Origin of the sequence: Maritimibacter alexandrii, from assembly GCF_005871115.1 — a bacterium.
Classification (GTDB): domain Bacteria; phylum Pseudomonadota; class Alphaproteobacteria; order Rhodobacterales; family Rhodobacteraceae; genus Maritimibacter; species Maritimibacter alkaliphilus.
Window position 1 is genome coordinate 538,166 of sequence record NZ_SWKQ01000011.1, and the last position, 12,864, is coordinate 551,029.

Sequence of the window (12,864 nt, forward strand, 5' to 3'; positions counted from 1 at the left end):
GGACGGCGAAAGGGTAAGAATGATCGGCTTGCTGAGAGGTTGGCTGGGCTGGGCGCTTGGTGCGGTTGCAGCAGGTGTCGCAGTCGTGGCTGCTGTCGTGACGACCGGGGATTTCCCACGGTCCGATGCCGAGGTGCCCGAGGCACCCGCCGAGGTCGCGGCTTTGCCCGAGACGTCTGAGGAGACGCCGGGCGACGAGACGGCCGAGGCCGCCGGGGACGAACCAGCCGAGGCGGCCGGGGAAACGCCTGCGCCTGCCGAAGCGGCAGAGGCTGACGAAGCGGACGGCCCGGAAAGCGCGCCCGAGACGGAAAGCGCATCGGAGCCCGATGCAAGCGAGGGCGAGGTGGCGGCGCTTCCCGACGCCGAGCCGCAGCCTGAACCCAAGACGGACGAGACCGCGGAAACCACGTCCGAGCCGGGTGCCGAAGAGGCGACCGATACCGACACGCCCGCGATGGCCCCGCCCGAATTCGACGTGGTGCGGGTCGACCCGAACGGATCGGCCCTGATCGCGGGTCATGCCGCGCCCGGATCGGACGTGACCGTCATGGTCGAGGGCGAGAGGATGATGACCGTCACCGCCGATGCGGGCGGCAATTTCGTCGCGATGTTCGACCTCCCGCTCTCGGATACGCCGCGCATCATGCAACTGATGGCCGCCTTGGGTGGCGAGGACATGATGTCGGACAAATCCGTGATCGTCGAGCCGCGCGACCTGCCGGTTCAGGTCGCGGAGGCGGACACCGGGACGCCGACGAGCGAAGCGCCGTCTGAGACGACGGAAGTCGCGGGGGACGAGGCCACGACGACCCCGGACGCGCCAACCGAGACCGCCGAGGCGGACGCGGAAGTGGCGCAAGCGGCTGAGGATACGGCCCCGGTGGACATGGCCGATGCGGCGCAGGCTATGGACGAAGCGCCGGAAACCGCGCCCGAACCCGTCGAAACGCCGACCGAGGTCGCGCAAGCGCCGGAGGTTTCCGCGCCGGATGCGCCCGAAGCGGGCGAAAGCGCGGACATGGCCGAAGCCGACGCGGCGCCGGAAACGCCCGAGGTCACCGCCGAGGCCGAGGCGCCACGGGTTCTGCTTGCCGACCGTGACGGGATCACCGTCTTGCAGGACGGCGCGGCGCCCGACCTGTCGCTCGATGCGATTGCCTATGACGACGCGGGCGAGGTCACGATTTCGGGTCGCGGTCAGCCGGGCGGCACCGTCCGGCTCTATCTCGACAACGGGCTGGTGGGCGACGTGCCGGTCGGTCCGGCCGGCCAGTGGCGCATGACCCTGCCCGAAAGCGTCGAGGCGGGGATCTACACCCTGCGGGTCGACGAGGTGGCCGAGGACGGCACCGTCATGGCGCGCGTCGAATCTCCCTTCAAACGCGAGGACCGCGAGATGCTCGCCGCCGCTTTGGGCCGGGCGAGCGAGGCGCGGGAAGGCGAGGCTGCGGCGCAGGATGAGGTCGAGGTGGTCGAGGCGGACATGGCGGACCCGGCGCCGACCCCTGCGACCGAGGATATGGCGGCAGCGGACGAGACCGGGGCCGACCCGGAACCGACGCCTGAGCCTGCGGAAACCGCTGCGGCGGTGACCGGTACCGTCGTCGACGACGAGGCGCCCGCAATGCCCGCCGAGACCGCAGACGCGGCGCAGACGGGCGAGGCTCCGAGCGTGCCGGATACACCCGCGGCGGAGGTCGGCGTTGAAAGCGAGGCCGCGACGTCGGCGAATGCAGGAGACGCCCCGGAGGCCGCCGAGGCGCCGATGGAGGCCGCGCCGGATGCCCCTGAGGTGGGCGATACCGTCACGGCGGCGATGGACAGCGATGCGCCCGACACGGCCTCAGCGCCGGATATGCCCCCGGCGGACAGCGACCCCAAGGCTCCGGCAGCCGAGCCGATGATTTCGGCCATCACCGTGCAGCCGGGGTCGACCCTCTGGGCGATCTCGCGCGAGCGCTACGGCGACGGGCTCCTTTACGTGCAGGTGTTCGAGGCGAACCGCGACAAGATTCGTGACCCCGACCTGATCTATCCGGGTCAGGTGTTCGAGCTTCCGGCCGATGTGAGCGGCAACTAGGCCACTGGCCTTTTCCGGTCCGAGACCCTAGGTGATAGGGCCTTAGGGAAAGGGAACGGCATGAGACGTGGCGGACAACGGACGGTGAGCGATGCGCGGGCGTCGGGGGCGCATGAGGGCACCGGGCTACGCACGATTCAGCGCGTTATTCCCTACCTCTGGCCCAAAGGCGACCGCGACACGCAGTGGCGCGTCGTCGTCGCCATGTCGCTCCTCATCGGGGCCAAGCTGATCGCGGTCGCGACGCCGCTGTTCTACAAGGCCGCCGTCGATGGTCTGACCGGCGAGGCGAGCGACAGCGCGGCCTGGATGCTGGCGCTTGGTGCGGTGAGCCTGACGGTGGCCTATGGTGTCGCCCGGTTCCTGTCCGTGGGCTTCCAGCAATTGCGCGACGCCGTGTTCGCCAAAGTGGCGCAGGGCGCGCTGCGGTCGATGGCGCTTCAGACGTTTCAGCACATCCATGCGCTGTCCCTGCGCTATCACATCACGCGCAAGACCGGGGGCCTCAGCCGGATCATGGAGCGCGGGGTGAAGGGCGTGGAATTCCTGCTGCGCTTCCTTCTGTTCAACATCATCCCGCTTTTCATCGAGCTGGGTTTGGTCTGCGTGATCTTCTTCGTGCTCTTCGATGTCTGGTATCTGGCCGCCGTCGTGGCGACCATCGCGGTCTATATCCGCTTCACCTTCGCCGTGACCGAGTGGCGGGTGAAGCTCCGCAAGCTGATGAACGATCAGGATACGGATGCGAACCAAAAGGCCATCGACAGCCTTCTGAACTTCGAGACCGTGAAATACTTCGGCGCCGAAAAGCGCGAGGCGCGGCGCTATGACGGTGCGATGGAGGGCTACGAGGGGGCCGCGATCAAGACGTCGCAGTCGCTCGCGTTCCTGAACGCGGGCCAGAGCTTCATCATCACGGCGGGTCTGGTCGCGGTCATGGTCATGGCGGCCATCGGGGTGCAGAACGGCACGCTGTCGACCGGCGATTTCGTCATGGTCAACGCCTACATGATCCAGATCACCATGCCGCTGAACTTCCTCGGTTCGGTGTATCGCGAGATCCGGCAGGCGCTGGTGGACATGGCCGAGATGTTCGACCTGCTCGAACAGCCCGCCGAAGTGACGGACAAACCGGGGGCCAAGCCGCTGGACATGAAGGGCGGCAAGGTCGAACTGGATGCGGTCGAGTTCGGTTACGATCCTGCGCGGCCCATCCTGCACGGGGTCACGATCACCGCCGAGGCGGGCGAGACGGTGGCCATCGTCGGCCCGTCGGGGTCGGGCAAATCCACCATCGGGCGGCTTCTGTTCCGGTTCTACGACGTCACCGGGGGCGCGATCCGCATCGACGGGCAGGACCTGCGCGACGTGACGCAGGAAAGCGTGCATGACGCCATCGGCGTGGTGCCGCAGGACACCGTGCTGTTCAACGACACGATCCGCTACAACATCGCCTACGGGCGCGATGGCGCGACCTTCGGCGAAATCGAAGCGGCGGCGAAGGCAGCCAAGATCCATGACTTCGTGATGAGCCTGCCCGAAGGCTACGACACGCAGGTCGGCGAACGCGGGCTGAAGCTGTCTGGTGGCGAGAAGCAACGGGTGGGGATCGCGCGCACGCTGCTCAAGAACCCGCCGATCCTGCTTCTGGACGAGGCGACGAGCGCGCTGGACACCGAAACCGAGCGCGACATCCAGATGAGCCTGAAGGCCATGGGCGTGGGGCGCACCGTCATCACCATCGCGCACCGGCTGTCCACGATTGCCGATGCAGACCGGATCGTCGTCTTGCAGGACGGCGAGGTGATCGAAGAAGGCCGTCACGACGCGCTTTTGACCAAGGGCGGCAAATACGCCTCGATGTGGGCGCGCCAGCTTGCCGAGGAAGAGGACGAAGCGGCGTGACCTGATCGTGCGGGTGTGCGCCCGCGCAGGGTTTGCGCCGCCCCGCCGCTGGCGGGTCGTCGCGGTGGGACGCGGCCGGGGGCGCGTCTGGAGGGCGCTGCCCTCCAGACCTCCCGAGGTATTTTGAGACCGAAGAAGAGGGGCGCGGTTATTCGGCGGCCTTGATGTCCGGGCCTCGACGGGTTTCGTCGTGTTCATCCTCGGCCTCGGCCGCCTCTTCGGCCACGTCCGCGTCGATCCCGTCGCCTGCCGAGCGGCGGGCGGTAAGCAGGTAGTCGAGTTCGTCGGCTGTGGGCTCCGCTTCGCCCTCGTCCTCTTCGATGGCCGGTGCATCGAAGTCCCACACGAATTCGTCCACGCTGGTCTTTTTCGCCTGTTTCTGAAGCGCGAGGTCGCGGGCGGTGCGTGAGCCGCGGCCCCAGGTCATCGCCTTGAGGCCCGCTGCACTCCGGTAGGCGCCGACGCCGACCCAGACGCGCAGGGCCAGCATAGAAGGGGTGAAGACCAGCGTGAGGATCGTCGCGATGCCGAGGCCGAAGACCACGGCGGTGGCGAGTTGCACCCACCAGAGCGCGGTCGGGGCGTTCACCGAATAGCCGCCCCCGATGAAGTCGAGCGACAGGCCGAACATCATCGGCGCAAGGCCCGCCATCGTCGTGATCGTCGTCAGCAGCACCGGGCGGATGCGATCCTCGGCGGTGCGGGTGATCGCCTCGATCCGGGGCATGTAGCGGGCGTATTCCTGATAGGTGTCGATGAGCACGATGTTGTTGTTCACCACGATGCCCGCAAGCGCCACGACCCCGGTGCCGGTCATGATGACCGAGAAGGACTGGCCCATCACCAGCATCCCGAACAACACGCCCGCGGTGGACAGGACCACGGCCAGCAGCACCAGCACGGCGTTGTAGAACGAGTTGAACTGGGCCAGGAGGATGATGAACATCAGAAACAACGCGCCCGCGAAGGCTTTGCCCAGGAACGCCGTGGATTCCGATTGATCGGCGAAGTCGCCCGCCCATTCATAGTCGATGCCGGTCGGAAGGTTGCCCGCTTCGAGCCATTCGGTGATCCGTTCGATCCGTTCGGTCGAGGTCACGGGCGTCTTTCGGAAGTCGTCCGGATTGGCGGCGTTCGCGATGATCCGGTCGGCCTCGGCCACGGCAAGCGTCCGGGTGTCGCCCGAGGGGCCGGTCAGCACCACCAGCCCGGGGTCCACGGCGGCCTTGACGTCGAAATAGCGGGACTGGTCGATCCGGTCGATCTGGGCGAGGGTCGGGACCGCTTCACGGGTGACGAAATTCGACAGCGGCACGAGGCCCTGCGCGGTGCGGACCTTGAGCGTGTCGAGGGTCGACAGCACGCGGTCCTCGGCCGGGAACCGCACCCGGATTTCGATCTCCTCGTCATTGCCGTCGACGCGCATCGTGTCGAGCAGAAGCCCGGTGGTCACGAGTTGCACCATGCCGCCCACGGTGGCGACGTCGGTGCCGTAGCGCCCGGCCTCTTCCACGTCGATGTTGAGCTGCCAGTCGATGCCGGGCAGGGGGCGCGTATCCTCGACCTGCGCAAGGCCCGTCAGACCCTCGAAGAACTGGCGGGTGGTTTCGGTGGCGGCCAGAAGCGTGTTCCAGTCGTCGCCCTTGAGGCGCAGGTTCACGGGTTTAGTGGAGGCTGGGCCGCCGGCGATGCCCGCGACCTCGGTCGGGATGCCTTCGAGCCCGGCCAGATCGCGTTTCAGCCGCTCGACCACGACTTTGCCGTCGTAATCTGCGTCCCGCACCGTGCGGGTGTAGGGGATGATCCCGAGAAGCTTGTCCTCCACATCGTAGGAGGGGCGATCCTCGAAGGTGGCGATTTCGATCTGGACCTGTCCGATGGTGTCGCGCGGGCCGGCCGCGCCGCCGGTGTTCTGGTTCAGACCGCCTTCGCCGGCGAAGGAAAACGCGTTCTTCACTCCCGGCACGGCGCGCACGACCTCTTCGACCCGGCGCACCATGTCGTCCTTCTCTTCGATCGATAGGTTGCCGCGCCCCCGGACATAGACGATTGCCTGTTCCGGCGCGGTGTCGGCGAAGAAATCGACGCCCTGATTGTTGCGCCCGTAATCCATGCCGATCCCGGCGACGAGCGCCATGACGCCCAGAATGGTCACGATGGGCATGACCGGATTGCCGACGATGGCGTTGATGATGACGCCGAAGCCGGTGCGCCGGTAGGTGCCCGTCACCTTCTTCGGCTTGCGCTTGGGTTTTGTCGCGTCGAGCAGGATGGTGGTGACCAGCGCCATGACGACGAACAGCACGATGCCGGGCAGCATGGCCACGGCGCCATCCAACGGGTTCGAACCCCGCCCGAACAGGAAGTCGGGATTGGCGATCTGAAGCGCGGCCACGAACAGAAGCGCGAAGGCCGGGAGGACCAGCGCGGCGCGCACCACCCACGGCCAGCCCCGCAGCCCGTGCGAGGCGCGTTCGAGCGAGCGTGACAGCCGGCCCGCAACGCCGCCCATGACGGGCAGGTAGATCAGCGCGACCAGCAGCGACGCGGTCAGCGTGTAGATCAGCGTCTTCGGCAGCATTTCCATGAATTCGCCGGGGATGCCGGGCCAGAAGAGCATCGGCAGGAAGGCGCAGAGGGTGGTGGCGGTGGACGAGATGATCGGCCAGAACATCCGCTTGGCGGCCTCGGTATAGGCCGACATCGGGCCGACGCCATCCGAGATGCGTTTGTCGGCGTATTCGACGACCACGATGGCCCCGTCGACCAGCATCCCCACGGCGAGGATCAGGCCGAACATGACGATGTTGTTGATCGCCACGCCAAGCACCGCGAACAGCGCGAAGGTCAACAGGAACGAGGTCGGGATCGCGAAGCCCACAAGCAACGCCGAGCGCATCCCGAGCGAGGCGAGCACGACGATCATCACCAGCGCGATGGCGGTGATGACCGAGCCTTCAAGCTGGCTGACCATAGACGAAATGACGTGGCTCTGGTCGTTGGAATACCGGACCTCGACCGCCTGTTTCAGCTCGTCGGGCCATTCCTCGGTGGCGGCTTCGACCACCTCCTTCACTTCGGCCACGGTGTCGATCAGGTTGAAGCCCTTGCGCTTGACCACCTGTAGGGCAACGGTCGTATCGCCGTTGAAGCGTGCCGTGCCTGCGCGATCCTCGAACGCCAGACGGATTTCGGCCAGATCGCCCAGCGTCACGACGCGGTCGCCGTTCACCTTGACCGGAAGGCCGTAAATGTCCTGCACATCGTCGAAGGACGATGGGATCTTGATCGATGTGGCGCCGGACGGGGTGGTGATCTGGCCCGCCGCGATCAACTGGTTGTTGTTGGTGACGACCTGAATGAGCTCGCCCGCCGTCACGTTGTAGGCTTCGAGTTTCAGGGGGTCGATCAGGACCTCCATCATCTCGTCGCGCGCGCCGGTCAATTGCGCCTCGAGCACGGGCTCGATGCCCTCGACCTCGTCCTGCACCTCGCGGGCCAGCCGCACAAGCATCCGCTCCGGCACCGCGCCGGTGAAATTCACCACCAGAATCGGGAATTCCGAGAAGTTGATCTCGTTGACCGAATATTTGTCGGCCCCCGACGGGAATTTCGCCTCGGCGGCGTTCATCGCGTCGCGCACATCGGCGATGACCTTGGTGCGGTCCCAGCCGAACTCGAATTCGAGCGCGAGACCCGCATAATTCTCGGCCGCCGTTCCGGTCATGGTCTTGAGACCGTCTATATCCGCAAGCTCCTGCTCCATCGGGCGCACGAGCAGGTTCTCGCTGTCCTCGGCGGAAATGCCGGGGAAGGGAACCGAGACGAACAGGGCGGGGATTTCGATGTCCGGCTCGCCCTCTTTCGGCAGGCCGACATAGGCGGCGATCCCGGCGGTCAGCGACAGGATGATGAAGGCGAGGACCATCCTCGCCCGTGAGGCCGCCCAATCGACGACGCCGTTCATGTGCCGGACTCCCGATAGGTCGGGTCGATGGCGACACCGTCGATCACATAGTCCTGTCCGACGACGATCACCGCCGTCTCGTCCGGCAGGCCCGCGACCCAGACCCCATCGGTCGAATCGCGCACGAGGTCGACGGGCATGAAGCGGGCCACGTCGCCTTCGCCCACCACCCGCACGCCAAGATCGCCCGCGTCGTTCAGGGTGAGCGCGGATTGCGGCAGAAGGTGCGCGGTGCGCCCGGCCGACTGGATCAGGATTTCGGCGGTCTGGCCGTCGCGGATCGCAAGATCGGGATTGGCCACCTGCGCCTCGACGCGGAAGGTGCGCGTGACCGGGTCGGCGGCGCGACCGATGAAGGTGATCCGGCCCTGCACCTGATCGCCGGTGGCAAGGCGCGCGCCGACCGGGGCGCCCATCGACACGCGGTTCACGTCAAGCTCGGCCACGTAGCCGACGAGTTTCAGGGGGTCGAGTTGAACCACCGTCGCGCAGGGGCTGCCGGGTTGCAGAAGCGCGCCGATTTCGGCGGGGTCGTCTTCGATCAGGCCCGAGAACGGCGCGCGGATGTCGAGGTCGTCGAGCGCGGCCTCGGCCTGTTCGACACCGCTTTGCGCGGCCTCGAACGCGGAACGGGCGGACAGAACGCGCGTCTCGGCGGCGAACCCGCCCTCCGACAGCTTTTCGGCGGCATTGAGGTTCTGCTCCGCCTCGGTCAACTGCGCCTGCGCCTGTTTCAGCGCGACTTCGCGGGTGCCGGGGTCGAGGCTGCAAAGCACGTCGCCTTCCGCAACCGCATCGCCCTTGGCGACCGGGGCGGCGATCACCCGGCCCGAGGCTTCGGACATCAGCGTGACCGAACGCGTCGCCTCGGTCTCGCCCCGCACCACCACGGCGCTGTCGATCTCCTGCGCGGCCGAGCGCATGGCGATCACCGAAATACGGGAGGCGTCAGTGGTCTCTTCGGTGGGGGCGTCTTCCTCGACCGCGGCTTCGGCATCGCTGCCGAGCCCGACGAAATCGCGCACCATTTCGCGCTGAAAGACCAGCATGAACAGCACTGCGACCGTCAGCAGCGCCGTCAGGATCGGAATGGGTCTCATGCTGTCCTCATGTCCCAAGTCGTTAATTCGTTTCACATAGCCCGCAGCACCCTTTGCAACAAGGGTTTGGCATCACTCTATGCGTATATGACAAGATATTGGATCACTTTTGCCGCGCCCCTTGGCAAACCTCGCGCCTTTCCGGTAAAGAAGTGGTCAAAAGTGACGCAAAAAGGCGCTGGGGGCCGAGCACGTGAGCAATCCCGATAGTTTCATCGACGAGGTGACCGAAGAGGTTCGTCGCGACAAGCTCTTTGCGCTGTTTCGCAAATGGGGCTGGGTCGGCGTTCTGCTGGTCGTCGTCATCGTCGGCGGGGCCGCCGTGAACGAATTCCTGAAAGCGCGCGAACAACGTCAGGCGCAGGCGACCGGCGACGCGGTTCTCGCCGCGCAGGATGCCGACGGGGCCGAGGCCCGGCTGGCGGCCCTCGACGGTGTGGCCGCCGAGGGGGATGCGGCCGCGGTGATCGGGCTCATCAAGGCGGCGGAAGCCGAAGCGCCGGAGCGCGCCGACGAACTGCTGGCGGCGATCGAGAGCGACACGAGCTATCCCGCGCTCTATCGCGACCTCGCCACGCTCAAGCGCGTGATGCTGCCGGGCTCGCCGATGACGGCGGACGAAAAGGTCGCCGCCCTCGATCCGCTGCTCGGGCCGGGTGCCCCGTTCCGGGTGCTGGCCGAAGAACAACTGGCGCTGGCCGAGATCGAGGCGGGCGACGCCGAGGCCGCCCTTGCGCGGCTGAATGCATTGATGGACGATGCCGAGGCAGGGGATTCCCTGCGCGAACGGGCGTCGCAACTGATCGTGGCGCTCGGCGGCACGGTGGAATGACAGTGCGGGCGCGGTCTGACCGCGTGCGCGAAAAGAACGGGCAGATCTTGGGGGACACGCGCGTGACACGCAAAGGTTTGATCGCACTGGCACTGGTGGGGGCCGTCGGCGCCCTGAGCGCCTGCGACAGGGACGTCATCTTTCAAGGCAAACGCGAAAACATTTATTCGCCGGACCCGGCAATCGTGGGCGAGGACGCTGCCGCCGCCTTCGTGCGTGAACAGGCCGAGGCCGAGGCGAACGTCACCCGCGCGGTGTCCCTGCCGGGGATGAGCTCGCTGGGGTCGTGGACGCAGGTCGCCGCGAACGCCCAGAACAACGTGCCGCATGTGGCCTTTTCTTCTGCGCCGCAGGTGATCTTCAACACCGATTTCGGACAGGGCAGCACCCGCAAATACAAGATCACCGCCGAACCCGTCATCGCGGGCGGGCAGGTCTTCGTCATGGATTCGCAATCCACCGTCGCCGCGCTCACCACGGGGGGCGAACGGCTCTGGACCTCGGACCTGACACCGCCGGGCGAGCGGGCCGGGCAGGCATCGGGCGGCGGGCTGGCCTATGCCAACGGGCTTGTGCTCGCCTCGACCGGATACGGTGAACTCGTCGCGATCGACGCAGGCTCGGGCGCGGTCCGCTGGCGTCAGGATCTGGGCTCGCCGGGGTCCGGCGCGCCGACCGTTTCGGGCAACACCGCCTATGTCATGTCGACCGCGAACGTGGGCTACGCCGTCAATATCTCGAACGGGCGCCTCGTCTGGCGCCTTCCCGGCACGCCGCAGGCGCCGGGCGTGATCGGGGCCTCGTCGCCCGCCGTTTCGGGCAACACCATCGTGATGCCGTTCTCGCTTGAAAGCCTCGTCGGCGTCGATGCGAACAAGGGCGAGCCGAGTTGGGTCGTGCCCGTGAAGGGCAAGCGCAACGGCCAGGCCTATAACATCCTGTCGGAAATCACCGGCGCGCCGGTCGTGAACGGCTCTATGATCTACGCCGGCACCGTGGCCGGGGCCAGCGTGGGCGTGTCGACCAACGGTCAGCTGCGCTGGACCGCGCTCGAAGGGGCGACCGGGCCGATGGTCGTGGCTGGCGGCTCGCTGTTCATGGTGGGTGACAACCTCGAACTCGTGCGGCTCGACGCCTCGACCGGCAAACGGGTCTGGGGTGTGCCGCTGCCGGGCTACGAGAACGAGAAACCGCGCCGGTTCAAGGCGATCTATCCGAGCTACGGGCCGACGCTGGCCGGTGGTCGGCTCTGGGTCGCGTCGGGCGACAAGATGCTGCGCGCCTTCGACCCGGCCAGCGGGTCGCTCGTCGGGGCCGTCGAATTGCCCGCCGGAGCCGCCTCGCGCCCCGTGATCGTTGGCGGGATCGCTTATATCGTCAGCGAAAAGGGCTCGCTGATGGCCTTGCGTTGAGGGCGCGAAATCTCTATGCGGGCGCCTTCACGTCCGGAGAGTTGAAATGACCTTCACCCTCGCCATCGTTGGCCGCCCCAACGTCGGCAAATCCACGCTGTTCAACCGGCTCGTCGGCAAGCGCCTTGCGCTCGTCGACAACCAGCCCGGCGTCACGCGCGATCTGCGCGAGGGCGAGGCGCGGCTGGGGGAGATGCGGTTTACCGTGATCGACACGGCCGGGCTCGAAGATGCCACCGACGACTCGCTCGAAGGGCGGATGCGCCGCCTGACCGAACGCGCGGTCGAGATGGCCGATGCCTGCCTGTTCCTGATCGACGCGCGGGCGGGCGTGCTGCCCACGGACGAGATTTTCGCCGACATTCTGCGCAAGAAGAACGCCCATGTGATCCTCGCGGCCAACAAGGCCGAAGGGAAAGCGGGTGAGGCCGGGATGATCGAAGCTTGGGGCTTGGGGCTGGGTGAACCCATCGCGCTTTCCGCCGAACATGGCGAGGGGATGGGCGATCTGGCGGCCGCGCTTGCGCCCGTGGCCGAAGAAATGGCGTCGCGCCCGTCGCCCGAACCCGAAACGGACGTGGACGTGGACCAAGGCGCGCCGCGCATTCCGACCCGCGAGAAGCCCTTGCAGGTCGCCGTGATCGGGCGGCCCAACGCGGGCAAATCGACGCTCATCAACCGGCTGATCGGCGAGGAACGGCTTCTGACCGGACCCGAAGCCGGGATCACCCGCGACTCGATCTCGCTCGCCTTCGACTGGGAAGGGACGCCGACCCGCATCTTCGATACCGCCGGGATGCGCAAGAAGGCCAAGGTGCAGGAGAAGCTTGAAAAGCTGTCGGTCGCGGATGGTCTGCGCGCGGTGAAATTCGCCGAGGTGGTCGTCGTGCTGCTCGACGCCGCGATCCCGTTCGAACAACAGGATCTGCGGATCGCGGACCTGGCCGAGCGCGAGGGGCGCGCGGTCGTGGTTGCCGTGAACAAGTGGGACGTCGAAGCGGAAAAACAACAAAAACTCAAGCACCTGCGCGACGGTTTTGAGAAACTGCTTCCACAGTTGCGCGGCGCGCCCCTGGTGACGATTTCCGCCAAGACGGGTCGGGGCATGGACCGGCTCCATGCTGCCGTGATGCGCGCGCACGAGGTTTGGAACCGTCGCATCCCGACCGCCAAGCTGAACGACTGGCTGGCCGAAATGATCGCCCAGCACCCGCCGCCCGCGCCGTCGGGCCGCCGGATCAAGCTGCGCTATATGACGCAGGTGAAGACCCGCCCGCCCGGCTTCGTCGTCATGTGCTCGAACCCGGAAAAGCTGCCCGATGCCTATTCGCGCTACCTCGTGAACGGGTTGCGCGAGAATTTCGACATGCCGGGCACGCCGATCCGGCTGCACATGCGGTCGCAGGCCGACAAAAACCCCTACAAGAACAAGACGAAATCGACGCCCTCACGTCTGCGCAAGCATCTCGGCAAGGGACGCGCCGACGAATAGGTCTTCTCTGGTCCGAAAATACCTCGGGGGGTCCGGGGGGCAGCGCCCCCCGGTGGGGCGCCCGGCTTTGCCG

Annotated in this window: 7 protein-coding genes; 5 read left to right on the forward strand and 2 right to left on the reverse strand. The window is 66.8% G+C overall.

The window, feature by feature from the left end; genetic code table 11:
• Positions 1 to 19: 19 nt before the first annotated feature.
• Together FCT00_RS10785 and FCT00_RS10790 are read left to right on the forward strand one after the other, a co-directional pair.
• Entirely contained in the window at positions 20 to 2,083 is a 2,064-nt protein-coding gene (locus FCT00_RS10785) for a LysM peptidoglycan-binding domain-containing protein (protein WP_138423026.1), read from the forward strand.
• Between the two features lie 60 nt (positions 2,084 to 2,143).
• Entirely contained in the window at positions 2,144 to 3,988 is a 1,845-nt protein-coding gene (locus FCT00_RS10790) for an ABCB family ABC transporter ATP-binding protein/permease (protein WP_138423027.1), read from the forward strand.
• A 148-nt stretch (positions 3,989 to 4,136) separates the two neighbouring features.
• Here the strand turns inward: FCT00_RS10790 and FCT00_RS10795 are convergent, their stop codons facing one another.
• Together FCT00_RS10795 and FCT00_RS10800 are read right to left on the reverse strand one after the other, a co-directional pair.
• Positions 4,137 to 7,955 (reverse strand): efflux RND transporter permease subunit, encoded by a 3,819-nt coding sequence (locus FCT00_RS10795; RefSeq protein ID WP_138423028.1) that lies wholly within the window; start codon positions 7,953 to 7,955, stop codon positions 4,137 to 4,139.
• Positions 7,952 to 9,055 carry an efflux RND transporter periplasmic adaptor subunit gene (locus FCT00_RS10800; protein WP_138423029.1) on the reverse strand — a complete coding sequence of 368 codons (1,104 nt, stop codon included), beginning with the start codon at positions 9,053 to 9,055 and terminating at the stop codon, positions 7,952 to 7,954. The genes FCT00_RS10795 and FCT00_RS10800 overlap by 4 nt, the downstream gene beginning before the upstream one ends.
• A gap of 193 nt (positions 9,056 to 9,248) precedes the next feature.
• Here FCT00_RS10800 and FCT00_RS10805 point away from each other — a divergent pair, with 193 nt between their 5' ends.
• The 3 genes from FCT00_RS10805 (at position 9,249) to der (ending at position 12,791) form a co-directional block, all read left to right on the forward strand.
• Positions 9,249 to 9,887 carry a hypothetical protein gene (locus FCT00_RS10805; protein ID WP_008328315.1) on the forward strand — a complete coding sequence of 213 codons (639 nt, stop codon included), beginning with the start codon at positions 9,249 to 9,251 and terminating at the stop codon, positions 9,885 to 9,887.
• Positions 9,888 to 9,949: 62 nt separating this feature from the next.
• Entirely contained in the window at positions 9,950 to 11,299 is a 1,350-nt protein-coding gene (locus tag FCT00_RS10810) for a PQQ-like beta-propeller repeat protein (RefSeq protein ID WP_040885390.1), read from the forward strand.
• A 46-nt stretch (positions 11,300 to 11,345) separates the two neighbouring features.
• The gene (gene der / locus FCT00_RS10815) at positions 11,346 to 12,791 is read left to right on the forward strand and encodes a ribosome biogenesis GTPase Der (protein ID WP_138423031.1); all 1,446 of its coding nucleotides are present in this window, start codon (positions 11,346 to 11,348) and stop codon (positions 12,789 to 12,791) included.
• Positions 12,792 to 12,864: the final 73 nt, after the last annotated feature.

What these genes read in the sequence shown, in the direction of transcription:
- FCT00_RS10785 (WP_138423026.1), top strand. Translation starts at nt 20, where the DNA reads ATGATCGGCTTGCTGAGAGGTTGGCTGGGCTGGGCGCTTGGTGCGGTT.
- FCT00_RS10800 (WP_138423029.1), bottom strand. Translation starts at nt 9,055, where the DNA reads ATGAGACCCATTCCGATCCTGACGGCGCTGCTGACGGTCGCAGTGCTG.
- FCT00_RS10795 (WP_138423028.1), bottom strand. Translation starts at nt 7,955, where the DNA reads ATGAACGGCGTCGTCGATTGGGCGGCCTCACGGGCGAGGATGGTCCTC.
- der (WP_138423031.1), top strand. Translation starts at nt 11,346, where the DNA reads ATGACCTTCACCCTCGCCATCGTTGGCCGCCCCAACGTCGGCAAATCC.
- FCT00_RS10790 (WP_138423027.1), top strand. Translation starts at nt 2,144, where the DNA reads ATGAGACGTGGCGGACAACGGACGGTGAGCGATGCGCGGGCGTCGGGG.